The 24,316-nt window shown below is 73.0% G+C and carries 22 protein-coding genes and 3 tRNA genes; 8 read left to right on the top strand and 17 right to left on the bottom strand.

Annotated features, from left to right (window positions below):
* Positions 1-399 precede the first annotated feature (399 nt).
* The 12 genes from ASF89_RS15260 to tilS all read right to left on the bottom strand — a co-directional run bounded on the left by ASF89_RS15260 (position 400) and on the right by tilS (position 12,383).
* Complete coding sequence (locus ASF89_RS15260; protein ID WP_082489704.1) at positions 400-645, bottom strand: hypothetical protein; 246 nt, start codon at positions 643-645, stop codon at positions 400-402.
* Between the two features lie 24 nt (positions 646-669).
* A complete protein-coding gene (gene lysS, locus ASF89_RS01590) occupies positions 670-2,217 on the bottom strand; it encodes a lysine--tRNA ligase (protein ID WP_082475274.1) in 1,548 nt (515 codons plus the stop codon).
* A gap of 49 nt (positions 2,218-2,266) precedes the next feature.
* Positions 2,267-3,028, bottom strand: a complete 762-nt coding sequence (locus ASF89_RS01585; protein WP_055799301.1) for a Rossmann-like and DUF2520 domain-containing protein — start codon at positions 3,026-3,028, stop codon at positions 2,267-2,269.
* Entirely contained in the window at positions 3,025-4,986 is a 1,962-nt protein-coding gene (locus tag ASF89_RS01580) for a PH domain-containing protein (protein WP_082489703.1), read from the bottom strand. Before ASF89_RS01580 ends, ASF89_RS01585 begins: the two co-directional genes overlap by 4 nt.
* Positions 4,983-5,540: a PH domain-containing protein gene (locus ASF89_RS01575; RefSeq protein WP_082489702.1), complete on the bottom strand. Its 558-nt coding sequence runs from the start codon at positions 5,538-5,540 to the stop codon at positions 4,983-4,985. The genes ASF89_RS01580 and ASF89_RS01575 overlap by 4 nt, the downstream gene beginning before the upstream one ends.
* Positions 5,541-5,583: 43 nt before the next feature.
* Positions 5,584-6,054 (bottom strand): DUF3180 domain-containing protein, encoded by a 471-nt coding sequence (locus ASF89_RS01570; RefSeq protein WP_055811441.1) that lies wholly within the window; start codon positions 6,052-6,054, stop codon positions 5,584-5,586.
* The gene (gene folK, locus ASF89_RS01565; RefSeq protein WP_082489701.1) at positions 6,051-6,632 is read right to left on the bottom strand and encodes a 2-amino-4-hydroxy-6-hydroxymethyldihydropteridine diphosphokinase; all 582 of its coding nucleotides are present in this window, start codon (positions 6,630-6,632) and stop codon (positions 6,051-6,053) included. Before folK ends, ASF89_RS01570 begins: the two co-directional genes overlap by 4 nt.
* Positions 6,629-7,099, bottom strand: a complete 471-nt coding sequence (gene folB / locus ASF89_RS01560) for a dihydroneopterin aldolase (RefSeq protein WP_082489700.1) — start codon at positions 7,097-7,099, stop codon at positions 6,629-6,631. The genes folK and folB overlap by 4 nt, the downstream gene beginning before the upstream one ends.
* A complete protein-coding gene (gene folP / locus ASF89_RS01555) occupies positions 7,096-7,905 on the bottom strand; it encodes a dihydropteroate synthase (protein ID WP_055800672.1) in 810 nt (269 codons plus the stop codon). The genes folB and folP overlap by 4 nt, the downstream gene beginning before the upstream one ends.
* Before the next feature lie 756 nt (positions 7,906-8,661).
* Positions 8,662-10,659 (bottom strand): ATP-dependent zinc metalloprotease FtsH, encoded by a 1,998-nt coding sequence (ftsH, locus tag ASF89_RS01550; RefSeq protein ID WP_055799295.1) that lies wholly within the window; start codon positions 10,657-10,659, stop codon positions 8,662-8,664.
* 117 nt (positions 10,660-10,776) lie between these two features.
* Positions 10,777-11,328: a hypoxanthine phosphoribosyltransferase gene (gene hpt, locus ASF89_RS01545; protein WP_055799292.1), complete on the bottom strand. Its 552-nt coding sequence runs from the start codon at positions 11,326-11,328 to the stop codon at positions 10,777-10,779.
* Between the two features lie 47 nt (positions 11,329-11,375).
* Positions 11,376-12,383 carry a tRNA lysidine(34) synthetase TilS gene (gene tilS / locus ASF89_RS01540; RefSeq protein ID WP_055811438.1) on the bottom strand — a complete coding sequence of 336 codons (1,008 nt, stop codon included), beginning with the start codon at positions 12,381-12,383 and terminating at the stop codon, positions 11,376-11,378.
* Positions 12,384-12,451: 68 nt separating this feature from the next.
* Here tilS and ppa point away from each other — a divergent pair, with 68 nt between their 5' ends.
* Both ppa and ASF89_RS15575 read left to right on the top strand, forming a co-directional pair.
* Complete coding sequence (gene ppa, locus ASF89_RS01535; protein ID WP_055799285.1) at positions 12,452-12,943, top strand: inorganic diphosphatase; 492 nt, start codon at positions 12,452-12,454, stop codon at positions 12,941-12,943.
* A gap of 73 nt (positions 12,944-13,016) precedes the next feature.
* The gene (locus ASF89_RS15575; protein WP_156463289.1) at positions 13,017-13,190 is read left to right on the top strand and encodes a hypothetical protein; all 174 of its coding nucleotides are present in this window, start codon (positions 13,017-13,019) and stop codon (positions 13,188-13,190) included.
* 18 nt (positions 13,191-13,208) lie between these two features.
* On the opposite strand, the gene ASF89_RS01530 is transcribed toward ASF89_RS15575, so the two are convergent.
* On the bottom strand, positions 13,209-14,507 hold the full coding sequence (locus ASF89_RS01530) for a M23 family metallopeptidase (RefSeq protein ID WP_055811436.1): 1,299 nt from the start codon (positions 14,505-14,507) through the stop codon (positions 13,209-13,211).
* 220 nt (positions 14,508-14,727) lie between these two features.
* On the opposite strand from ASF89_RS01530, the gene ASF89_RS01525 reads away from it, so the two are divergent.
* From ASF89_RS01525 to ASF89_RS01510, 4 genes are all read left to right on the top strand, one after another.
* Positions 14,728-14,800, top strand: a tRNA-Glu gene (locus ASF89_RS01525).
* Between the two features lie 49 nt (positions 14,801-14,849).
* Positions 14,850-14,923, top strand: a tRNA-Asp gene (locus ASF89_RS01520).
* Between the two features lie 80 nt (positions 14,924-15,003).
* A tRNA-Phe gene (locus ASF89_RS01515) sits at positions 15,004-15,076 on the top strand.
* Between the two features lie 49 nt (positions 15,077-15,125).
* Complete coding sequence (locus tag ASF89_RS01510) at positions 15,126-16,649, top strand: glycosyltransferase family 39 protein (protein WP_055811431.1); 1,524 nt, start codon at positions 15,126-15,128, stop codon at positions 16,647-16,649.
* Between the two features lie 37 nt (positions 16,650-16,686).
* Here the strand turns inward: ASF89_RS01510 and ddaH are convergent, their stop codons facing one another.
* The gene (gene ddaH, locus ASF89_RS01505) at positions 16,687-17,562 is read right to left on the bottom strand and encodes a dimethylargininase (RefSeq protein WP_369814524.1); all 876 of its coding nucleotides are present in this window, start codon (positions 17,560-17,562) and stop codon (positions 16,687-16,689) included.
* 97 nt (positions 17,563-17,659) lie between these two features.
* Between ddaH and ASF89_RS01500 the strand changes: the two genes are divergently transcribed.
* Positions 17,660-18,097, top strand: coding sequence for an Lrp/AsnC family transcriptional regulator (locus ASF89_RS01500; protein WP_055799275.1), 438 nt, complete (start codon positions 17,660-17,662; stop codon positions 18,095-18,097).
* 185 nt (positions 18,098-18,282) lie between these two features.
* Here ASF89_RS01500 and ASF89_RS16225 read toward each other — a convergent pair whose 3' ends face one another.
* Positions 18,283-21,840, bottom strand: coding sequence for a proline dehydrogenase family protein (locus ASF89_RS16225; protein WP_055811428.1), 3,558 nt, complete (start codon positions 21,838-21,840; stop codon positions 18,283-18,285).
* A 41-nt stretch (positions 21,841-21,881) separates the two neighbouring features.
* On the opposite strand from ASF89_RS16225, the gene ASF89_RS01490 reads away from it, so the two are divergent.
* Positions 21,882-22,376 (top strand): MarR family winged helix-turn-helix transcriptional regulator, encoded by a 495-nt coding sequence (locus ASF89_RS01490; protein ID WP_055811425.1) that lies wholly within the window; start codon positions 21,882-21,884, stop codon positions 22,374-22,376.
* 79 nt (positions 22,377-22,455) lie between these two features.
* Here ASF89_RS01490 and ASF89_RS01485 read toward each other — a convergent pair whose 3' ends face one another.
* Positions 22,456-23,415: a DNA-3-methyladenine glycosylase gene (locus ASF89_RS01485; protein WP_055811421.1), complete on the bottom strand. Its 960-nt coding sequence runs from the start codon at positions 23,413-23,415 to the stop codon at positions 22,456-22,458.
* Between the two features lie 130 nt (positions 23,416-23,545).
* Entirely contained in the window at positions 23,546-24,265 is a 720-nt protein-coding gene (locus ASF89_RS01480) for an ANTAR domain-containing protein (protein ID WP_055811418.1), read from the bottom strand.
* Positions 24,266-24,316 lie beyond the last annotated feature (51 nt).

The raw sequence follows: 24,316 nt of genomic DNA, 5'->3' as shown, positions 1-24,316 counted from the left end.
GCGAAAGCCGCGGAAGCGCTTCGCGGGGGTTCTCGGAGCAGGCACACAGGGTTTCGAGTCGGACGGGGTACGAGAACGAACTGGCTTTGACGGCGAGCCTCGATCGGGTGTAGGCCTTTCGCCCTCCCGAGCGGGGTACATCTCACCGAGCCGATTCTCAAGAGAAGCCCGGATCTCCGGGCCTCCCGAGGCGCATCCGAGCCGGTGGGGGGTGACAGTCCGCCGCGATGCACAGTTCGACGCGTGCTGCTCGCCTTTTCTTCACCTCGTCTTCACCGGCCGTTCGGATACCGGCTAGGGGGACATCTTCGAGTGCGCAAAGCGGATGCGACCGGACAGCGCGAACGCCCGCCGACATGGTCGGGCGGGCGTTCGGAGGGTCGAAGCCGAGGAGGCGCGCTACGGGGTGGCGGGCCGCGGACCGTCGTCGAGGTGGTCGACGCCCCGACGGTCGGCCGCCAGGCGCTCGGTCTCGAAGTCGGCGGCCGCGACCTTGGCGCGCTCTTCCGCCTCGATCTTCGCGTACGCGGAGCGCTCGGTCCGGTCGGCCCGGATCAGCGAGCGCACGACGAACCAGAAGATGAGACCGACGACGATGGTCGGCGTCAACGAGAAGACGAACGCTCCGAGGTACGATTCAGGCACTCGTCAAGGGTACGTCCCGCGGTGTCACTTCACCAGCGGGAACAGGATCGTCTCGCGGATACCCAGGCCCGTGATCGCCATGAGCAGGCGGTCGATGCCCATGCCCATGCCGCCGCTCGGCGGCATGCCGTGCTCGAGCGCCGTCAGGAAGTCCTCGTCGAGGCGCATCGCCTCGACGTCGCCGCGGGCCCCGAGGGCGGCCTGCTCGACGAAGCGCTCGCGCTGCACAACCGGGTCGACGAGCTCGGAGTACGCCGTGGCCAGCTCGAATCCGCGGACGTAGAGATCCCACTTCTCGACGACGCCCGGCTTCGAGCGGTGGCTGCGGACGAGCGGGCTCGTGTCGACCGGGAAGTCCATGACGAAGGTCGGACGGTCGAGCGACGGCTTGACGAAGTGCTCCCAGAGCTCTTCGACGAGCTTGCCGTGCGTCTCGTGCGGCACGACCAGGTCGACCGTGGCGGCCAGCGCCTGCAGGTCGGCGACCGACGTCGTCGGGGTGACCTCGACGCCGGCGGCCTCGCTGAGCGACTCGTACATCGGCACTCGGGCCCATTCGCCCCCGAGGTCGTACTCGGTGCCGTCGGCGAGCGTCACGACGTGGGTGCCGGCGACGGCGAGGGCGGCGTTCTGCACCATCTCCTGCGTCAGACGGGCCATCTGCTCGTAGTCGCCGTAGGCCTGGTACGCCTCGACCATGGCGAACTCGGGCGAGTGCGTCGAGTCGGCGCCCTCGTTGCGGAAGTTGCGGTTGATCTCGAACACGCGGTCGATGCCGCCCACGACGGCGCGCTTGAGGAACAGCTCGGGCGCGATGCGGAGGAACAGCTCGGTGTCGAACGCGTTGCTGTGCGTCTGGAACGGCCGAGCCGCGGCCCCGCCGTGCATCGTCTGCAGCATCGGCGTCTCGACCTCGAGGTACTCGTGCGAGTCGAAGGTGCGACGCAGCGAGGCGACGGCCGCGGCGCGGGCGCGCACGGTGGCGCGGGCCTGGTCGCGGACGATCAGGTCGAGGTAGCGCTGACGGACGCGGGTCTCTTCGCTGAGCTCGCCGTGCAGGTTCGGCAGCGGCAGGATCGCCTTCGACGCGATGGTCCAGTCGGTCACCATGATCGACAGCTCGCCGCGACGCGACGAGATGACCTCGCCGGTGACGAAGACGTGGTCGCCGAGGTCGACGAGCTCCTTCCAGTCGGCGAGGGACTGCTCGCCCACCTCGGCGAGCGACACCATCGCCTGGATGCGCGAGCCGTCGCCGGCCTGCAGCGCCGCGAAGCAGAGCTTGCCCGTGTTGCGGGCGTGCACGATGCGGCCGGCGAGGCCGACGACGTCGCCCGAGCGGCTGTCGGTCTCGAGGTCGACGTGGCGTGCGCGGACGGCCGCGATCGTGTCGGTGACGGGCACCCCGACCGGGTAGGCCTCACGACCGGAGTCGAGCAGGCGCTGCCGCTTCGCGAGGCGGACCTGCTTCTGCTCCGACGCCTCGCGCGCCTCCTCGCTGACCGCCTGGCCGTCGGCGCCGGCGGCCCCGTCGATCGCGGGCGAGGGGGTGGGGTCGGACGAGGCGGTCATGTGTCAGCTGCTCCAGCGGGAAAGAGAGGGGTGGGAGGCGCGGTGCCGGTCAGGCGCCCGGGCCACCGGATGCGGACGACCCGTCGTCGAACGAGGCCACGTCGATGGTACCGGGGCCGACGGACCCCTCGGCGATGCCGAGCGCGCGGTCCATCGCCGACCGCACGAGCGGGGCGATGACCCGGCCGGGCTCGGGCATCCCCAGCTCGGCGAGCAGGTCGACCGACTGGCGCACGATGGCGGCCGAGAACTCCGTCGCCGTCGCCACGGCCTCGGCGTACCGGGGGCGGTCGGCGTCGGAGACGAGCACCGGCTCGGCGCCCATCTCGACGACGAGGGCCTGCCCGATCGGCTGCACCGGCACGGGAGCCGTGACCGCGCAGTAGGCGCCGCGCAGGCGCACCAGGTCGATGGTCGTGCCCGTGAAGGTGAGGGCCGGATGGATGGCGAGCGGGATGACGCCGGCGGCGAGCGCGGGTCGAAGCACCTCGAGCCCGTGGGCGGCCGAGGTGTGGACGACGAGCTGCCCGGGCTGCCAGCCGCCCGTCTCGGCGAGGCCGGACACCAGGTCGGCGAGCTGATCGTCGGGCACGGCGATCAGGACGAGCTCGCTGCGTTCGACGACCTGCTGCACGGTGAGGATCGGGACGCCGGGCAGGATCGCCTCGGCGCGGTCCCGAGCCCGGTCGGACACGGCCGAGATGCCGACCACCGCATGCCCGGCCGCGGCGAGCGCCGCCCCGAGGATCGGCCCGACGTGCCCCGCCCCGATGACGCCGACGCCGAGTCGGCCGCTGCGCTGGGGGCTCATGGGCGCTCCCCCGCGCCGTCGGCCCCGGCCCCGGTGGCCGCCGGATCGGGAGAGACCGCAGGAGGCGCGCCCTCGGTCCCGAGCGGAGTCTCCGCAGAGGATGCGGCAGGAGGCGCGGCGACGGTCCCCGCAGGAGGCGCGGCTTCGGAGGACGCCCCGCTCACGGCGGCCGACAGCCAGCGGTGCGTCCGGTCGGCTCGCGCCGCGCCGACGGCGTCGCGTGACGCCGCGTGGAAGAAGCCGAGGGCGTCGTGCTCGTCGAGCGCCCCGATCTCGGCGGTGATCGGCCCCTGGACGGTGTGCACGCTCACCTCGGCGAGCCGGAGTCGACGCAGCAGCGGCCCCTGTCGGAGCGCGACGCTCTGCATCCGCGGCAGCGGCACGATGACGAGTCGGCGCCAGACCGCGCCGGTGCGCAGCAGCACGGCGCCGGGCGCCGAGCGGAACCCGTTGCGACGCCACGAGAACCAGCGCAGCACGGCCGCGCGACGCGGCGAGACGGTGAAGCCGCCATCGGCGCCCGTCGAGGTGAGGCTCTGCTCGACGATCGAGACGGTGCGCGCCGCGTGCTCGCCGGCGGTCTCGCGGAACTCGCGCGCGACGCCCGCCGGATCGGAGGCGAGGGGCCCGGTCGAGGCGACCAGCGCCTCCTCGGTGTCCGCGTCGGCGGCGGCGACCCCCACCAGCTCGGGCAGCACGAACTCGAGCACGCGCCGCACATCGCCGATGTCGCCCACGGGCAGGATGCTCGTGTTGCTCTGCCCGTCGGCGCCCTTCGCACTCGACCGCGAGGCCCGGTTGATCGAGACCTCCCACCAGCCGAAGGGCCGCCAGAGCAGCGGCTGACCGACCTTGACCGAGTGGATGCGCCCGGGCGGCAGGGTCTCGTTCGTCGTCGAGAAGAGGCCGTAGCCGATGCGGACCCCGTCGCGCGTCGACGCGATGCTGAAGCGCAGCGACTTCGAGACGCGGTTGACGTAGAAGCCGCCCGAGCCGAGCAGCGCCGGCAGCAGGGCGAACAGCAGGAAGAACTCGCCCGTCACCGCGATGCTGACCGCGACGGCCACGGCGGCGGCGATGATGAACAGCGTGTAGCCGCTCAGCAGCACCGAGCCGATGAGACGGCCCGGCGCGATGCGGACGACCGAGTCGGGGTCGACCTCGCGCGGGTCGAGCTCGGGGGCCAGGAGCTCGTGGGCCCGCTGCTCGACGACGTGGCCGAGTCCGCTGCGGACGGGGGCTCCGCCGGGTCCGGTCACCGCGCCTCCCGGGCCGTCGACCGCCGACCGCCCGCCCGCGGTCGGGCCGGAGCGCTCGGGACGCTGGGCCCCGGAGGCGCGGCGCAGGATCTCGCGCCGGAGGTCGTCGGCCGCGGCCCCCTTCAGATACGCGAGCACCACGTTGGCGTCGTCGCCCGCCTGGTTGACCTCGAGCCGAGCCGCGCCGAAGATCCGCGCGAGCAGCGGCCGCTGGATGTTGATGCCCTGGATGCGGTCGAGCCGCGCCCGGCGGTTCGTGCGGAACACGACGCCGCTGCGGATCTCGACGATCTCCTCGGTGACGCGGAAGGTGTTCATGCGCCACGACAGCCAGAACAGGCCGACGAGCGCCGCGATCACGACGACGAGACCGAGCAGCGCGAAGCCGAACCAGCCGTTCTGCCACACGTAGCCGAACGCGTCGCCCTCGTCGGGCCCGCCGCCCCGACGGCCTCCCGGCAGGAAGAGCTCGAGCACCCAGTCGCGGGCGTTGTTGATGATGATGCCGAGGGCCACGACCAGCGCGATGCCGCCCTTGAGCACGGGCGTCGCCGGGTGCAGCCGGTGCCACTCGCCGTCGGTCAGCGCCGCGACCTCCGGCGGGGCCGAGCCGCCGAGCGGGGCGGAGCCGGACTGCGCGTCCGGCTGCGCGCCCGCGGGGGCCGAGCCGTGGTCGCCGTCGGGGGCGCCGTCGCTCACAGGCCCGCCCGCCGCGATTCGGCCAGACCCACGAGGCGATCGCGCAGCGCGTCGGCGTCGTCGGCCGGCACGCCGGGGATCGTGACGCCCGACGCGGCCGCGGCCGTGACGAACTTGAGGTCGCTGAGACCGAGGGCGCGCACCACGGGCCCCCGGTTGATGTCGATGAGCTGCATGCGGCCGTAGGGGACGGCGACGAAGCGGACGAACATGACGCCCTTGCGCAGCAGCAGGTCGTCGTCGCGCAGCTGGTAGCGGATCGCCCGCACCCGTCGCGGGGTGAACGCGGCGACCAGGGCGAAGATCACGACCACCGCGGCCGTGATGCCGTACGCCCACCACCGGTCGAGCAGCCACAGGGGCGTCGTCGCGGCCGCGACGATCAGCCCGGTGACGACCCAGCCGATCAGCTCGGGCCAGACGTACTTCGGCGAGACGCCCGTCCAGACGCCGGCGGCCGGACCGGCGTCGGGGCCATCCGAGACGGCGTGCGCGCCGTCCGGGTGGTCGTCGCCGCGGGCGATGTCGTCGTAGGCGCTGTCGAGTCGGTCCATGGCGCGGGCTCCTCCGGTGATCACGGGCGAGGCGGGACGGCCCTCAGACCGCCTGCGCCCCCGGTCCGCCGTCGTCGTCGCCCGGCGGCACCGTGCACATGCGCTCGGCGACGACGCCCGCCACCAGGAGGGCGAGGCCCCCCACGACGGCGACGATCGTGGGCACGAGCGAGCCTACCGCGACGCTCACGCCGCGAGTCAGCATGAAGATCAGCACCCCCGCGGCGGCCCCGCCGAACAGTGCGCCCGACAGGCTGCTGGCCTTCGCGAGCAGCAGCACGCGGGTCGCGTAGTACGGGTCGATGCGCTCGGTGCTGGTGCCGCGGGCGACGCGTCGCACGGGCACCGCGAGGCTGATGACGATGCCGCCGATGGCGAGCAGCACGAGTCCGAGCGGCACCGGCGGCACGAGCGCGGCCCGCCCGTTCGCGACCAGGGCCGTGTCGACGACGAACCCGCCGAGGAGGGCGACGACGCCGAGCGCGACGAGGGTGGCGGGGCGGGTGTGCTTCATGCGGTGGCTCCCTCGTCGCGGACGGCCGGAGCTGAGGAGGCGCGGCGCCCGTCGTGCAACCGCGTCGCGCCCGGCACGGGGTGCGTCCGGTCGGGCAGCGCGGCGATCAGGTCGGTGACGCGTCCGAGCGAGCCGAGCCGCGCCTCCTCGTCGATCTCGGACCAGGGCTCGAGCACGAAGGCGCGCTCGGCCGCCCTCGGATGCGGCAGGGTGAGGCGCTCCGTCTCGAGCTCGAGGTCTCCGAAGGCGACGAGGTCGAGGTCGAGGGTGCGGTCGCCCCAGCGGACGTTGCGGGTGCGCCCGTGGTCGGACTCGATGGACTGCAGGGCGTCGAGCAGGGCGATCGGGTCGAGGCTGGTCTCGACGAGGGCCACGGCGTTGAGGTACTCGGGGCGCGTCTCGTCGGGGCCTTCGGGGGTCAGCGCCACCGACGAGACCGGCGTCGAGGCCGAGACGACCGTGACCCCGGCGACGGCGTCGAGGGCGGCCACGGCGTCGCGGAGCAGCTCGTCGCGAGCGCCGAGGTTCGAGCCGAGGGCGACGACGGCGCGGGTGACGGGCCCGGTGGCGTCGCTCACGGGCGTTCTCTCACGATGGTGATCGAGACGTCTCCGAACGGCACGGTGATGGGCGCGCTCGGCTTGTGCACGGTGATCTCGGCCCGGGCGGCGGCCGGGAACGCGAGCACGACCCCGGCGAGCCGCTCGGCGAGGGTCTCGATGAGGTCGACGGGGTCGGTCTCGACGGCGGCGACGAGCTGCTCGGCCAGCACGCCGTAATGGACGGTGCGCTCGAGGTCGTCGGAGCCCGCCGCGGCACGGGTGTCGAGGTGGACGACGGCGTCGATGACGAACTCCTGGCCGTCGCGGCGCTCGTGGTCGAACACCCCGTGATGACCCGTGGCGCGCACGCCCGACAGTCTCAGCACGTCGAGGCCGACGGCGATCGTCGGCGCGGGCGTCGTGCCGGGGATCGGGACGGGCGACGGGGTCGGCGTCGGCGACGGCGGGGTCGGCTCGACCGGTCGCGGGTCGTCGGCGCTCATGCGTGCCGGGCCGGTCGGCTGGGGAGGGCGCCCTGCTGCCAGGCCCCCCACACGTCGAGCGCCGCCCGGGTCGCCGCGACGTCGTGCACGCGCACGGCCCAGACGCCGGCCTGCGCGGCCAGCACGCTGATGACGGCGGTCGCCGGGTCGCGATCGTCGACGCTCGCCCCCTCGGGGAGCAGATCGGCGAGGAACCTCTTGCGCGAGGCCCCGATCAGCACGGGCAGACCGAGACGGTCGAGCTCGTGCAGACCGGCGAGCACCCGCCAGTTCTGCGCGGCGTCCTTCGAGAACCCGATGCCGGGGTCGAGCACGATGCGCGCCGGGTCGACGCCCCGCGCCACGAGCTCGCCGACCCGGTCGGAGAGCTCGTCGCGCACCTGGGCGACGACGTCGTCGTAGTGCGGCCGGTCGGTGCCGTCGAGGGGGCCGCGCCAGTGGGTGGCCACGAACGTGCTGCGGGTGTCGGCGACGACCTGCGCCATGAAGCGGTCGGCCAGGCCGCCCGAGACGTCGTTGACGATCTCGGCGCCGGCCTCGACGGCGGCGTAGGCCGTGGCCGCGTTCATCGTGTCGATGCTGATGCGGATGCCCTCGGACGCCAGCTGCCGGATGACGGGGAGCACACGGCGCTGCTCGTCGATCGGCGCGACGCGGGCGCTGCCGGGGCGGGTCGACTCGCCGCCGACGTCGATCACGTCGGCGCCGGCCGCGACCAGCTCGCGGGCGTGCCGCAGGGCGTCGTCGACCTCGACGTACCGGCCGCCGTCGCTGAACGAGTCGGGTGTCACGTTGAGGATTCCCATCACGAGCGTGCCGCGGCCCGACGGCTGCGCGTGGGCGCCGGCGCCGGTCGGCACGACCTCGAGCACCCGCGTGGCGACGTCGGGCTCGGGGGCCGAGTGGCGGTCGCCCGTGACGCGGGGTCTCAGCTCGTCGGCGCCGCGGACGGGCGGCACGACGAGGCCCGGCGCCGCGTGCGACCCGACCCGGGTGCGGGCGGCCGCGGCGTCGCGGTCGTCGAGGGGGCCGTCGAAGCGCCCCCCGGCGATGAGGCGGCGTCCGGAGGCGCGGGTCGGCTCCCCCTCGCCGCCCACTGTCGCGGAAACGGAACCGGAACCGGAACCGGAACCGGAACCGGAGACGGCCGCGCCCGCGGGACCGGCCTCACCGGAGGCGGCGGGTGCCGCCGGCGCCGAGGGCGTCACGCCCACCGGGCCGCCCGGAGTGCGCGTCGCGGGGGTCTGCGTGACCGGGGGCAGCTGGGCCGGCGGCCGAACCGCCGCACGTTCGCCGAGCGAGAGCACGAGGCGACGCTCGCTGCCGGCGGCGGGGGCGCTGGCCGGAGGGGCGTCGAGCACGACCGGGTCGGGGTATCGCTCGCGACCGCGGGGGCGCTTCCAGACACGCCTGGCCGACGTCTCGTCGGGTGCCCGGTGGGCTCCGCTCGGTGAGTCGGTCACGGCGTGGCGCCTCCGATCGGGCAGGGACGAACAGGATCGATACCCAGGGTAGCGACCGCACCGGTGTCGTCGAGCCGGTGCGGTCGCCCCGAGCGGCGGTCAGGCCGTGGCGATGCCGGGGGTGGTGCGCGGCGGGCGCTGACGGCTGGTCGCGCCGTCGGCCTCGGGCTCGGAGCCCACGCCGCCGTCGACCGCGGCCGCGTCGACCGGTGCCTTGGTCGGCATCGGGATGGCGGGCCGGTCCGAGACGGGTCGCTTGTCGCTCGAGAGCCACTGCGGGCGCTCGGGCAGCTTCTTGACGTCCTTGAAGATGTCGGCCAGCTCGTCGTGGTCGAGGGTCTCCTTCTCGAGCAGCACGGAGGCGAGGTGGTCGAGCACGTCGCGGTTGTCGTTGATGACCTGCCAGGCCTCGTCGTGCGCCTGCTCGAGCAGCACGCGCACCTCGGCGTCGACCGTCTCGGCGATGTTCTCGGAGTAGTCGCGCTGACCCATGTCGCGGCCCATGAACTGCTCGCCCGAACCCTGACCGAGCTTGACCGAGCCGACCTTGTTGCTCATGCCGTACTCGGTGACCATCTTGCGGGCGGTGCCGGTGGCCTTCTCGATGTCGTTCGAGGCGCCCGTGGTCGGGTCGTGGAAGACGATCTCCTCGGCGACGCGACCGCCCATGGCGTAGGCCAGCTGGTCGAGCAGCTCGTTGCGGGTGACCGAGTACTTGTCTTCGAGGGGCAGCACCATCGTGTAGCCGAGAGCGCGACCGCGGGGCAGGATCGTGACCTTCGTCACCGGGTCGGTGTGCCGCATCGCCGCGGCAGCGAGGGCGTGACCGCCCTCGTGGTAGGCGGTGATGAGCTTCTCGTGGTCGTTCATGATGCGGCTGCGACGCTGGGGCCCGGCCATGACGCGGTCCACGGCCTCGTCGAGCGCGCGGTTGTCGATCAGCTGCGCGTTCGAGCGAGCCGTCAGCAGGGCGGCCTCGTTGAGCACGTTGGCCAGGTCGGCGCCCGTGAAGCCGGGCGTCTTGCGGGCCAGGACCTCGAGGTTCACCGAGGCTGCGAGGGGCTTGCCCTTGCCGTGCACCTCGAGGATCTGCTTGCGACCGTCGAGACCGGGGGCGTCGACGCCGATCTGCCGGTCGAAGCGACCGGGACGCAGCAGGGCCGGGTCGAGCACGTCGGGGCGGTTCGTGGCGGCGATGAGGATGACGTTGGTCTTGACGTCGAAGCCGTCCATCTCGACGAGCAGCTGGTTGAGCGTCTGCTCGCGCTCGTCGTTGCCGCCGCCGACGCCCGCGCCGCGGTGGCGGCCGACGGCGTCGATCTCGTCGACGAAGATGATGGCGGGCGAGTTCTGCTTGGCCTGCTCGAAGAGGTCGCGCACGCGGCTGGCGCCGACGCCGACGAACATCTCGACGAAGTCCGAGCCGGAGATCGAGAAGAACGGGACCCCGGCCTCGCCGGCGACGGCGCGGGCGAGCAGGGTCTTGCCGGTGCCGGGAGGGCCGTACAGCAGCACGCCCTTCGGGATCCGAGCGCCGACGGCCTGGAACTTCGCGGGCTCCTTCAGGAACTCCTTGATCTCCTCGAGCTCCTCGATGGCCTCGTCCGCGCCGGCGACGTCGGTGAACATGACCTGCGGGGTCTCTTTCGAGTTCAGCTTCGCCTTGGACTTGCCGAACTGCATGACCTTGCTGCCGCCTCCCTGCATGGACGACAGGAGGAACCAGAAGATCACGCCGATGATCAGGAACGGCAGAAGGATGCCGAGCAGCGACACGAGCCAGTTGCTCTGCGTGACGGTGTCGTCGAAGTTCTCGAGGTCGGCGTCGGTGATCGCCGTGACGACCTCTTCGCCGCGCGGCGTCGCGTAGTAGAACTGCTCCTGCTTGTCGCCGTCTTTCAGCACGAGGTCGACCCGCTGCTCGTTGCTGAAGATGGTCGCCGACTTGACGTCGCCGGCGCTGATCGAGGCCAGACCCTTCTGGGTCGACACCTGCGTCGTGCTCGACGAGCTGATGACGCTCCACCCGATGCCGATGCCGATCACGGCGATCACGATGTAGATGATCGGGCCGCGGAAGAGTTTCTTGAAGTCCATGTCAGTACGGGCGGAGCCCGAGACCTTTCTGCAGGGAGAAGATGAGCAGAAGGTTACATCGAGCCCCCTATGCGCCCCATGGGTGTTCGCCGTGGGCCTAATGCACCCGCGCCGGAGCTAGCTGTAGACGTGCGGCGCCAGCACCCCGACGCCGCGCAGGTTGCGGTAGCGCTCGTCGAAGTCGAGCCCGTAGCCCACCACGAAGTCGTTGGGGATCTCGAAGCCCACGTACTTCACGTCGACGTCGACCTTCGCGGCCTCGGGCTTGCGCAGCAGCGCGAAGATCTCGACCGAGGCGGCGCCGCGGGTGCGCAGGTTGTCGAGCAGCCACGACAGGGTCAGACCCGAGTCGATGATGTCCTCGACGATGATGACGTCGCGACCGTGGAGGTCGGTGTCGAGGTCTTTCAGGATGCGCACCACACCCGACGACTTGGTGCCCGAGCCGTACGACGAGACGGCCATCCAGTCCATCGCCGCGCTCATCTTCAGCTCGCGCGAGAAGTCGGCCATGACCATGACCGCGCCCTTCAGCACCCCGACCAGCAGCGGGTCGCGACCGGCGTAGTCGGCCTCGACCTGACGGGCGACCTCGGCGATCTTCGCGTGGATCTGCTCTTCCGTGTAGAGGACGGAGGTGAGGTCGCTCTCGATGTCGCTGAGTTCCATGGCGGGGTCGTGCTCCAGAGGTGAGGGGAGGGGCGGTGGCGGGGATCTCAGGAGGCGCCGGTCGCGGCGAAGTGCAGCGCGCCTCCGGTGCGTTCCACTGTAATGCCCGGCAACGACACGGGCCCCTGGCCGTGCCAGTCGGTCACGAGACGCGCCACCTCGAGGGTCTGGGCGCGGCTGAGGGTCACGGCGAACTCGCTCGCGACGGCCAGGCGGATCAGCCGCTGGCGGAGGGCGGCGGGGTTCGCCGCGAGCGACCGCACGTCGAGCGAGATGCCGGCCTCGGCGTGGTCCGCCACCTCTTCGGCCTGCTCGAGCGCGAAGTGGTCGAGCGCGTCGTTGTCCTCTCGCAGCTGGGCCGCCGTGCGGACGAGCGCCTCGGCGACGCCCGGCCCGAGCTCGCGCTCGAGCACCGGCAGCACCGCGTGGCGCACCCGCACGCGGGCGTACGCGGGGTCGTCGTTGTGCGGGTCGTCCCACGGATCGAGACCGAGGTCGGCGCAGGAGGCGCGGGTCGTCTCGCGACGCACCCCCAGCAGCGGTCGGCGCCACCGCCCCGACACGGCGTCCATGCCGTGCAGGCTCACCGGGCCGCTGCCCCGCGCCAACCCGAGCAGCACGGTCTCGGCCTGGTCGTCGAGCGTGTGGCCGAGCAGCACGACGGCGGCGCCCGTCTCGGTGGCGACCTCGTCGAGCGACCGGTAGCGCGCCTCCCGGGCTGCGGCCTCGGGCCCGCCGTCGACGCCGACCCCGATGCGGCGGATCTCGACCGGGGCGAGACCGAGGGCGGTGGCGGCGGCCGCGGCGGTGGCCGCGACCTCGGCCGAGCCGGGCTGCAGCGCGTGGTCGACGACGACGGCCCCGGCGCGGAGGCCGGCCCGGGGCGCCTCGAAGGCGGTGGCGGCCGCGAGGGCGAGCGAGTCGGCGCCGCCGCTGAGGGCCACGAGCACGAGGGCGTCGGAGGGCAGCCCGTCGAGCGAGGCACGGACGGCCCGACGCACGTCGGCCATGGCCGGGGTCAGGCGCGGGCGGGTCGGACGGTGCTCGGCGCTCATCTTGTAACGTTAGCGAAGCCGTCGACCCGCCTGGTCGGCACGCCCCCGAGACTGAAGCAGGAGCACCCATGGCCGCGTACGACGCCGTGATCGAGATCCCCAAGGGAAGCCGCAACAAGTACGAGGTCGACCACGAGACCGGTCGCGTCTACCTCGACCGCGTGCTCTTCACGGGCTTCGTGTACCCGACCGACTACGGGTTCTTCGAGAACACCCTCGGGCTCGACGGAGACCCCGTCGACGTGCTCGTGCTGCTCGACTACCCGCTGTTCCCGGGCGTGGGCGTCAAGGTCCGCCCCGTCGGCGTCTTCAACATGACCGACGACGGCGGCAGCGACGCCAAGGTCATCGCGGTGCCCGCGAAGGACCCGCGCTGGGAGCACATCCAGGACATCTCGGACGTCCCCGAGTACCTGCGTAAAGAGATCGAGCACTTCTTCGAGCACTACAAGGACCTCGAGCCCGGCAAGTGGGTCAAGACCGAGGGCTGGGGCGACGCCGCCGAAGCCGAGGCCATCGTCGAGGCCGGCATCAAGAAGCTGGCCGACGAGGGTCACTGACCCGTTCCGCATCATGAGGGGGCCCCGCGATCACTCGCGGGGCCCCCTCATGGTCTGACGAGGGAGGACGGACGTGTTCGAGAGCAAGACGGTGGTGGCGATCTGCGCGGGGATCATCCTCGTCGTCGCGGTCCTGATCTGGATCCAGATGACCGGCGCCTTGGCCGTCTTTTTCGATCACGAACCCGAGGAGGACTACGCGATCGCGGTGCTGCGGTCCCTCTCGGTTCTGGCGCGCGCCTCCTGAGAGGCCGGGGAGGCGCGGCTAGAGCGTGATGCCGCGCTGCGCCATGAAGGCGACGGGGTTGGCGGCGGTGCCGTTGATGCGGGTCTCGAAGTGCAGGTGGCAGCCGGTCGAGTTGCCGGTCGAGCCGACGTGGCCGATCTGCTGGCCGAGGGCGACCCGCTGGCCGACCCCGACGATGATGCCGCCGTCGGGCTGGTGACCGTAGGCCGTCGTGATGCCGTTGCCGTGGTCGATCAGCACGTAGTTGCCGTAGCCGCCGTACCAGCCGGCGTAGACGACGGTCCCGGCCGTGGCGGCGAAGATCGGGGTGTTGCAGGCGGCGGCCAGGTCGGTGCCCGCGTGCAGGATGTACGCGCCGGTGACCGGGTTCACGCGCATACCGAAGCCGCTCACGACGTTCCCGCCCGAGGGGCGCGTCCAGCCGAAGCTCGACGTGACGCCCACGGGCGTGCCCGAGGTCGGGCTGCCGAGTCGGGCGGCGCGGGCGGCGGCCTCGGCCTCCTTCTTCTTGCGCTCGGCCTCGCCCTTCAGGAACTGCTTCTCGGTCGTCTTCGTGTTCGTCTTGAGCGAGGTCAGCTGCGCCTGGAGGCGCGCGCCGTTCTCCTGCTGCTCGGCGAGCGAGTCGGCGGCGGCCTTCACGGCCGCGTTGGCGGCGTCGAGCGCGGCCTCGGCCTCGTCGGCCAACGCGCCCAGCGCCTCCTCGGCGACCTCGGCCTGGTCGGTCAGCCCCTGCGCCGTGTTGCGGTCCTGCGTGGCCTGCGAGTAGATGCCGTCGGCCTGCTCGGTGAGCTTGGTCATCGCGCCGAGCTTGTAGAGCAGCTCGCCCGCGTCGCCCGGGTCGGCGATCAGGGTGCCGGTCATGTCGTTGCCGTTGCCGCCCGATCGGCCGAGCTGGGCGGCGAGCTGACCCGCGCGCTTCTCGCTCGCGGCGGCGACGGTGGCGGCCGCGTCGGCCTGCCCGCGCAGCTGCTGGGTCCGGTACTGCGCCTCGTCGAAGGCGCTCTGCGCCTTCTGCAGCAGATCGCCCTTCTCCTTCGCGTCGGCGTTCTTGCGGTCGAGGTCGGCCTCGATCGTGTCGAGCAGCTTCTCGAGCCGCGCGATCTCGGCCTTCTTGGCCGCCTCGTCACCCCGCGCCTTCTCGACGTCGGACCACGACGGGTAGCTCGCCGCCTGCGCCGAGTCGACCGGTCCGCCGGCGACCCCCACGCCGACGACCAGGGCGAGCGCGACGGCGACGGCGGTCAGTCGGCCGCGACGACCGGCCGGGGCCGAGGTGCTCGAGGCGCCGGGGAGACCGAGGAGGCGGAGGAGAGTCATGCGTGTTCGATTCACTCGGGATGCTGGGCGGCGCCGACGTCGGCCCGTCGGACCTTCAAGCGCAGGTCGAAACTAACGGCGGCGGGGCCCGACGGCGGGAACCGCGCCGGAGTGGCGTGGCGACTCGTGTCGAGCCCGCCGTGCGGGCATCTCGTTTTGCATTAAGCCCGGCGGTTCCGTATGCTCGTCTCTCGGTTGCTCTGTGCTCTTCGGAACACACGGCCCCATCGTTTAGTGGCCTAGGACACCGCCCTTTCACGGCGGCAGCACGGGTTCGAATCCCGTTGGGGTCACTGGTTCGGCAACGATCCAGAGTCCGGTTAGTATAAGTAGCAATTGTTTGGCCCTGTAGCGCAGTTGGTTAGCGCGCCGCCCTGTCACGGCGGAGGTCGCCGGTTCAAGTCCGGTCAGGGTCGCGAAGGCGAGTTTCTCGCCTGGAGGGCACGTCCCTCCGGTGGGCCGGCAGGTCGGGGCACAGTCTCCACCGAGGCCCCACGGCTGGGTAGCTCAGTTGGTAGAGCGTTCGACTGAAAATCGAAAGGTCCACGGATCGATGCCGTGTCCAGCCACCCAAGGCCCCGCCCCGGCGGGGCCTGTCTTCTTTAAGCCAGGGGTCGCGTGAGCATCGGCCACGACCCGGGCGTCGCGCATCCGCGGCACCGCTGGCTCGACCCGCTGCTCGCGGGACTCCTCGCGGTCGTCGTCACGGTCACCGGCAGCTGGATCCCCTCGTACTGGAGCGACGAGGCCACCACCCTGCTCGCGGCGCGCATGCCCCTGCCCGATCTGATCGCGTTCCTCGGTCAGCGCGACGCGGTGCACAGCGTCTACTACCTGTTCATGCACGCCTGGATCGGCGTCGTGGGCGAGAGCGAGTTCGCCACGCGCCTCCCCGGGGTCCTGGTCACCGGTCTCGGAGCCGCGGGCGTGCTCGTGCTGGTGCGCATGCTGACGAACCGCACGACGGCGGTGCTCGCCGCCGTCATCTACGCCGTGCTGCCCCGCCTGACCCTCGAGGCGATCGAGGCTCGGCCGTACGCGCTCACCGCGGCCCTCGCCGTGTGGATCACCGTGCTGGTGCTCGTCGCGTCTCGCCGGCACAGCTGGTGGTGGTGGGCGGCCTACGGGGCAGGGCTCGCCGCCGCCGTCGCGACCTTCGTGCCGCTGGCGCTGATGGTCGTCGTGCACGGGGTGTTCCTCGCGTTGGCCCCGGCTCAGCGCCGTCGTCGGGGAGCCCGCCACCGCCTCCTCGGCTGGTCGGTGTCGACCGGGGCCGCGCTGCTCGCGACCGCACCGTTCATCGGCACCGTGCTCGGCGAGCGCAGCCGGCTGCTCGGGGCCGACGACCCCTCGACCGGCGCCGACATCACCTGGTGGACCGTGCTCGTCGAGCCGTGGTTCGCGACGTCGATCGCCTACGTCGTCATCGGGCTCGTGCTGCTGATCCTGCTCGGCACGCGCCTGCGCGACCGGGCCAGGACCCCCGGCAGCGTCGTGCTGCTCGGCGCGCTCTGGGTCGTCATGCCCATCGGCGTGCTGCTGCTGGCCGGCATCGCGCTCGAGCCGATCTACCAGGCGCGCCTCGCCGTGTTCGCCGCCCCCGGCATGTGCCTGCTGCTGAGCGTCGCCATCACCGGGTTCCGCCGTCGCTGGATCAGCATCGCCCTGATCGCGCTGCTGGTCGTCGCCTCGGCACCGACCTGGGTGCTTCAGCGACAGCCGACGGGCAAGGGAGGCGCGGCCGACCTGCGTCAGATCGCGAGCTACATCGAGCAGCAGGCACGGCCCGGCGACGCCTTCGTGCTCGACGCGTCAGGCACCGTCTCGACCAGGCCCCGCCAGGCCCTCTACGCCTACCCGGACCGCTTCGACGGGCTGGAGGACGTCGCGTTCGTGCGCTCGGGCGCCTCCGAGGGCCGGTTCACCGACGTCACGCTGAGCCTCGACGACGAGACCCAGCGCGACGAGCTGCAGGAGCGCCTCAGCGACGTCGACCGTCTCTGGATCACCCGGCTGCAGGTCGACGCCGTCGACGACTCCGATCTGCGGACCCTCGGCGGCTTCGGCTACGACCTCGCGCAGGAGCACCGCACGGGCCGCAGCGTGGTCTACCTGTTCGTGCGCCCCGACGGCCGCGGCTGAGCACGGACCGCCGAGGAGGCGCGGGTCGGGTCGACCGTCAGCGTCGCAGATCGAGGGTGCAGCACTTGACCCCGCCGCCGCCCAGCAGCAGCTCGGAGAGGTCGACGCCGATCGGGTTGTAGCCGCGTTCGCGCAGCTGGCGCTCGAAGCCGGTGGCCCGGGCGGCGATGACGACGTTGTAGCCGTCGCTGTACGAGTTGAGCCCGAGGATCGCGGCATCCTGCTCGTCGACCAGGATCGCGTCGGGGAACCTCTCGCGGAGGATCTCGAGCGAGGGCGCGTCGAAGGCGCTCTCGAGGTAGGCGATGTTCTGGCGGCCCTCGACCGGCTCGGGGTCGAGCACGGCCACGGCGGTGTCCAGGTGATAGAAGGCGGGGTCCACCAGCGTGAGCCCGACGACCTCGCGGCCGAACACCCGGGCGACCTCGTCGTGCGAGCGGGTCGAGGTGCGGAACCCGGTGCCGGCGAGCACGACGTCGCCCACGAGGAGGAGGTCGCCCTCGCCCTCGTTGATCTCGCTCGGGACGGCGACCTCGAAGCCCGCGTCGCGGAACCAGTCCATGTACGCGGGGCCCTCGGGCTGGCGCTCGGGGTAGGTGAAGAGGGCGCCGTAGGCCTTGCCGTCGACGACGAAGCCGCCGTTCGCCGCGTAGACCATGTCGGGCAGGCCGTCGATCGGGTCGATCAGGTGCACGTCGTGGCCGAGCCCGACGTAGGTGTCGTACAGCACCTGCCACTGGGCGACCGCCTTGGCCGTGTCGGTGGGCTCGGCCGGGTCCATCCACGGGTTGATCTTGTAGCTCACGGTGAAGTGGTCGGGTCGGCACATCAGCACCGTGCGCGGGGTGGCTCGACGGGTGATCGGGTTCTGGGGGTCTCCGGCGGTGTCCACGGAGTCGCTCGTGATGCTCACGGATGCCAGTGTCACACGCCGTGCGCGCAGGTGATCGGGCTGCCACGCAACGAACATGCGTTGTGAGCACTGCGCACGCAACGAGTAGGGTCTTCGGGTGGACAATCTCGATTTCGGCATCATCGACCTGCTCCGCCAGAACGCCCGCGCCGGGTACGGCGACATCGGGGCGTCCGTCGGCCTCAGCGCCTCGGCCGTGAAGCGCCGGGTCGACCGGCTCGTCGCCGACGGGGTCATCAAGGGGTTCACCGTGCAGGTCGACCCCGCGGTCGACGGGCTCGGCACCGAGGCCTACGTCGAGCTCTTCTGCCGCGGCACCGTGTCGCCGCAGGAGCTGCAGCGCATCCTCAGCACCGTGCCCGAGGTCGTCGACGCCGGAACGGTCACGGGCAGCGCCGACGCGATCGTCCACATGCGCAGCCGCGACATCCCCTCGCTCGAGGAGGCGCTCGAGCGCGTCCGCAACGCACCCAACGTCGACCACACCCGCAGCGCCATCGTCCTGTCGAAGCTGATCAGCCGACACCCGGCCTGAGCGGCTCGGTGCGCAGGGGAACCAGCACGGGCACGGGTCACCGCGAACGGGCGAGAGCACGGGCACGGCTCGCCGCACACGCGGTCCGCACCTCGGAGTCAGCGGAGACCCTGGAGCCGCGCGCCTCCGAGCCGGCGCAGGCCGCCGAGCTCGCGCAGGCCGCCGAGCCGCACCGCACCTCCGAGCTAGCGCAGGCCTCCGACCAGTCGGCGCAGCGAGGCGTCGGGGCGCCCGTCGCGGTGGGCGGCGACCGTGACCGTCTGCTCGTGCACGAACGGCAGCAGCTCGACGCGCCCCTCGTCGGTCACCTCGCCCGTCCACACGGCGACGTCGGCGCTGTTGCCGAGGGCCGACGACAGGGCCGTCCGCCCCTGACCGATCAGCCGGATGCGCAGCCCGCGGTAGTCGGCGACCCGCCGGGGCGCACCCGACGGCGCGATGCCGAGGTCGACGACGAGGTCGCGCTCGTCGTCGGCGTTCTGAAGCCCCCCGACGGCGGCCCGGTCGAAGAAGGCCTCGTCGCTCTCGACGACCACCGAGCCGACCTGGACCGGCGACTGCGGCGAGGTGATCAGCAGCCGGAGCGAGGCGGGCAGGGGCGAGGCGGTGCTGACGACGACGCGGGCACGGGCACGGGTGGCAGCCGCGATCAGCCGCACGAGGTCGACGGGGTCGCCGCCCGACGCCAGACGCAGCACGACCGACGCCGGTCGGTGCCGTACGAGCGTGCGCTCGACCGGGACTCCCCCGATCTCGCGCGACGCCCCGAACAGGTCGCTCCACGCCCTCTCGTCGCTTCGAGCCGCGGCGCGGACCCGGTCGAACTCGTCGAACGAGAGGTTCGCTCGCGCGGCCTCGATCAGCCGGACGACCGGTTCGGAGACGCCGTCGAGGGCGAGCGACTTCTCGGGCGACCGGGCCACGCGCGACCAGGCGCCCTGCGCGGTCACGGTGTGCGCGCCTCCTGAGGCCGTCGTCCGCCCGATCGAGGCACGGCGTCGACCAGCCGCCGGCGACCGCCCGGCGCGAGGGGCCGCGACGGGGCGGTTGACCACGAGCGAACCCGCCTCCACCTCGTCGAGCCAGCGTTCGACCTCGCCCGCGTCGAGCGAATGCAGGCCCGCGGTGATCGAACGGTCGAGCGAGTTCTGCACCTCGATCGCCTCGCCGAGGGTGTCGACGCGCATCAGGCCGATGACGGGCCCGCCGCGGGTGGGTGCGAAGAACGTTCCGCCCGGTCGCACGCCGTCGCGCACACCGGGCCGCCAGAGCAGGCCGTCGTCGTCGAGCCGGTCGGGCTCGACCAGCCAGCTCTCACCGGAGTCGAGCCGGGTCAGGGCGGCGAGCAGCGGCCCCTCGGCGGGGTCGATCAGCGGCCCGACGTCGGTCGTCACGACGTCCGGCCAGCCGACGCGGAGAGCGGCGACGGCGTCGACGAGCCGACGACGGAAGGCGTCGACCCGGATCGGCGACCCGACCACCACGACGAGACGCGCGACCCACGGCGCCTGACCGGCGTGAGCCACCGCCCCCGCGACGACGTCGACGGCCGCGCGGTCGAGGTCGGCGCTCTCGGCCACGGCGACGGAGTTCAGCCCGGCGGTCTCGGCCCACATCTCGCGATCGCCGCGGAAGGAGCGGATCCGGGCCGCGTCGTCGAACGATCCGTGCTGCACGACGCGGTCGACGGCCGGGTGCATGAGCAGATCGTGGGCGAGCTCGAGGTCGTCGACGATCGCCGTCGACACGAGCGACGTCGGCACCCCGGCCGAACGCAGCAGGTCCGAGACGACCGACGCGGTGCGGCAGGCCTCCGACGCCGGGCGGACGACGACGCCGCTGCCGGCGGCGAGCGCAGCCGAGACGGAGCCGATCAGGGTCGAGACGGCCGAGTCGGCGGTCGGCACGACGACGGTGAGCCGAGGAGGCGCGTAGCGGGCACCGCGGACGTCACCCAGTCCGCGGGCGAGCACCGCATGCCAGCGGGCGGCGTCGACGGCCGCGGCGACGTCGAGGTCGGCCTCGGTCATGGTCGCGCCGGTCTCGCTGACCAGCACCTCGATCAGGCGGGCCCGATGCGAGTCGATCTTCGCCGCCACCCGATCGAGGAGCTCGGCGCGGAGAGCATGCTCGCGACGCCCCCAGGCGACCCCGGCCTCGACCGTGCGCGCCACGATCTCCTCGAGGCGCCCGTGGTCCCGCACGCGGGCCCCCTCGATCTGCTCGAGACCGAGCTCGGAGGTGCGGGCGGCCACGAGGATCCGCCGGGCCCAGGCACGGACCGCGTCGAGGGCGGGATCCGAGTCGGGCGCGGAGACGAGGTCGCCGTAGGGAGGCGCGGGCCGCGTGGATGCGTCGCCCGATGTCGCGTCGTCGGCCCCGTCGGCGTCGATGGCGTCGGCGTCGTCGGCCCCGTCGGCGTCGATGGCGCCGGCGGCGTCGGCCCCGTCGGCGAGGTCGTCACTCCCCGCACCGGCACCCGCACCCGCACCGCCCCCGGCGCTCGGACCCCCGCCGATCAGGCCCCGGATGAGAGCGCCGACCGCCGCGTCGGACTCGGCGGGCGGCGCCGTCGGCGTGTAGACGGCCATGCCCCCGACCTCGGCCGCGACGACGCGGGTCTGAGCCGGGGCGAGTCCGTGCATCATCTCGAACACGACCGACCCGGCGACGTCGCGGTGGCGCGCGAGAGTCCAGGCGTGCGCGAGGTCGGTCAGGTCGTGCGTGGCGACGCCGACGTGCGCCACGGCGGCGTTCTCGGGCCGCAGGGCGTGATCGAGCAGGCGTCGGTACGAGGCGTCGGTCGCCGCCTTCGACGGGAGGGTGGGTGCGGCCCGCCCGTGACGTGCCGCCTCGACGGCCTCGGCACCGAGGTTGCCGCCCTTGACCAGCCGGACGCGGATCGGCGCGCCGCCCTCGGCCACCCGCTGCCGCGCCCAGTCGGTGAGCAGCTCGAGGGTCGCGAGGGCGTCGGGCAGATAGGCCTGCAGCGCGATGCCGGCGTGCAGACCCCGCAGCGAGGGCTGATCGAGGAGGCGCGTGAAGACGTCGACGGTCAGGTCGAGTTCGCCGCGCCTCCCCATGTCGAGATCGAGCAGGGTCGGCGTCTCGCCGCTCCGCGCGAGCTCGTAGAGCGGGGTCAGCCGCTCGACGAGGGCCGCCGCGGTCTCGTCGAGGCCCCAGGGGCCGAACGGGCCGCCGACGTCGCGCAGCGAGAACGAGACGTGCCGCACGTCGCCACGGGCGACGAGCGCGCGCACCCGGGCGAGCCGTCGGTCGGCGCCCGCCGGTCCGACGACGGGTTCGCCCAGCGGGGCGAGGTTCGGCCACGATCCGTCGACGGCGAGCGCCGGCAGCTGCGCCGCGAGCCGCTCGGGCGTCTCGTCGACGACGAGGTGCTCGACCAGGCGACGGAACGCCCGCCGGGCGACGGGGATCACGGCGCGGGGCGCCAGCGGGCCGAAGCCGCCGCCGGTCGAGACGGCGGCGCGCAGAGGCCACGGGAGCGAGTCGGGCATCGAGCGGCTGAGGCCGTCGAGTCGGCGGGCCGCGACGGCCGGGTCGTCGACGAGGACGACGCCGTCGATGAACGCCGCCGTGAAGTCGAGACCCTCGGGATCGCGCGTCACCCGGGCCAGCCGGGCGGCCGTCGCGTCGACCGGTGCGCCGCTCGCGGCCTGCTGCCATCGCCGGGCGGTCTCGGCGGTCTGCTGTGTGAGGTCGGCGGCGTTCACATCGGGCATGGCCCGAGGATATGCCGCACCACCGTCTCTACACTGGGCGAATGTCCCACGAACTGACCGACGACGAGTGGGCCGTCTGGGACGCCTTCTACACCATGCGACGACGGCTCGATCGCGCGCTCGAGCTGCGCCTGCACACGCAGTCGGGCGTGTCGGCGGCCGAGTACGAGATCCTGGTGGGCCTGGGTCGCAGCGCCGACCGGCGCCTCCGCGTCCGGGACATCGCCGACCACATCGGCTGGGAGAAGAGCCGCGTCAGCCATCAGGTCACCCGTATGGAGAGGCGCGGGCTCGTGCGCCGCTCGGAGTGCCCGACGGACGGCCGCGGCACCTGGGTCGAGCTGACGGCCGACGGCCGACGCGCGATGCTGACGGCGACCCGTGGTCACACCGCGGCCATCCACGAGTACTTCGTGACCTCGCTCGGCGACGACGCGCAGACTCTGCACGCCTTCGCCGATCGCGTCCTCGGTGCGATCGGAGCGGACGCCTCGCCCGACGGCCCCGCGCGCCCGGGCCCCGATCCGACCGCCTGACCGCCGACCCGGCGATCCCCCGGTCCGCCGCGACCTGCGCCGACCCCCGAGGAGGCGCGCCCGGGGAGGACCGGAGGCGTCAGTGGAAGCGGTGGTCCTGGATGGTCATCCGCGGGCCGAACTTCGGCTTCGAGAAGCCGCTCGCCGAGATGAGGCGCATCACCCGCTCGCGGTGACCCCGCCACGGCTCGAGCAGCTCGAGCATGCCGTCGTCGTCGACAGGCCTCCCGATCAGGGCCCAGCCGACGAGCGCGGGGAGGTGGTAGTCGCCGACGCTCGGGCTGTCGGCGTCGCCGTGCGAACGCTGCATCGTCTCGGCGGCCGTCCACACGCCGATGCCGGGGATCGACCGCAGGCGCCGCTCGACCTCGGGGCCCCCGCGCCCGAGCGACAGCGTCCGCTCGAGCGACGACGCCACGGCGCAGACCCGCATGACCGTGTCGGACCGCTGGGGGCCGACCCCGGCGCGGTGCCAGTCCCAGCTCGGGATGCGGCGCCAGCCCGCGGCGTCGGGCGGCACGACCAGCCCCTCGGGGGCCGGCCCCGGCGCGGGCTCGCCGTGTCGGCGGACGAGATCGCGCCAGGCCCGCCACGCCTCCCGGCTCGTCACCTTCTGCTCGAGCACCGCCGGCACGAGCACCTGCACCACCTGGTTGACCCGGGTCAGCCGGAGCCCCGGCAGGCGGTGCCGGGCGTCGCGCAGCAGGGCGCTGCCGGAGACGTCGAGCCCCGACCAGTCGTCGCCTCGGCCGAGCATCTCGGGCACGGACTCGATGACCCACTCGGCGCCGGGGCCCCACGCGCGGGCGTGCACGCCGTCGGCGGCCACCTCGAGGCGCAGGGTCGCGGCCCCCGACGGCGTGCGGATCGCCCGCCACACGACGCCGCCGATCACGCGGTAGGCGGGGTCGCCGGCGCCCCGCGAGAGCGGCCGCAGGGTCGCCCGCACGTCGACCGGGTCGGACGGCCGGTACACGGTCACGACCGCTGGGCCGCCCGCCGGGTCGACGTCGTGGTGCGTCGAGGCGGGATCGGACATGGAGCGATGGTAGACGCCGCCGCCGACACGATCGGGCGCGCGTCGTGCACGCGGAGGCGGCGGAGGCGGCGGAGGCGCGGAGAAGGAGGAGGCGCGGTGGGGCTGCGACCGGCACCGCGCCTCCTCGGCGTCACCGGGTCGGGATGACCACCGTGCCCTGGACGACGCCCTCGGCGATCGACGAGAGCGGCGCCTGCGCCGAGCGGGCGTGGGCGCGGAGGAGGCGGTAGGCGCTGTCGGTGTCGAGCTCGTGCCGGTGCGCGAGGAAGCCCTTGGCCTGCTCGATGACCACCCGGCTGTCGAGGGCCCGCTGCAGCTGCTCGCGCACCTCGTCGCCGTCGCGGATGACCCTCTCGCGGATGATGCTGATCGTCGCGACGTCGGCGAGCGCCTGGGCCGCCGTCGCGTCGGCGTCGTTCAGCGCGCCGTCGTGGTCGCGGAACAGGTTGAGCGACCCGATGGTCTGCTCGCGCAGACGCATGGGGATCGCGTGGGCCGAACGGTAGCCGGCGTCGACGGACGCCTCGGCGAAGACCGGCCAGCGGTCGACCATCTCGGCCGGATCGACGACGGACACGACGACGCGTCGCGTGACGGCCTCGATGCAGGGGCCCTGCTCGGCCTCCAGCTGCAGCCGCCCGATGCCGCGGCACTCCTCGCTGGTGGCGGCCGCGACCTCGAGGTGCGCGTCGTCGGCGCCGAGGACGATGTTGCAGTCGGTCGCGTCGAAGAGGGTCGCGCACTGGTCGACGAGGGTCTGCAGCGTGTCGATGACGTCGTACTCGTTGACGAGCGAATCGGCCAGGCTGACGAACGAATGGACGAGTTGCGCTTCACGGCTCTCCGACATCGCCCCATTAAAGACGGCTGGCGGACACTGGGGACGGTTCGGCGGCCGACG

Source organism: Frigoribacterium sp. Leaf172 (assembly GCF_001424285.1).
GTDB lineage: Bacteria > Actinomycetota > Actinomycetes > Actinomycetales > Microbacteriaceae > Frigoribacterium.
This window is presented reverse-complemented; position numbering and strand designations above follow the sequence as displayed.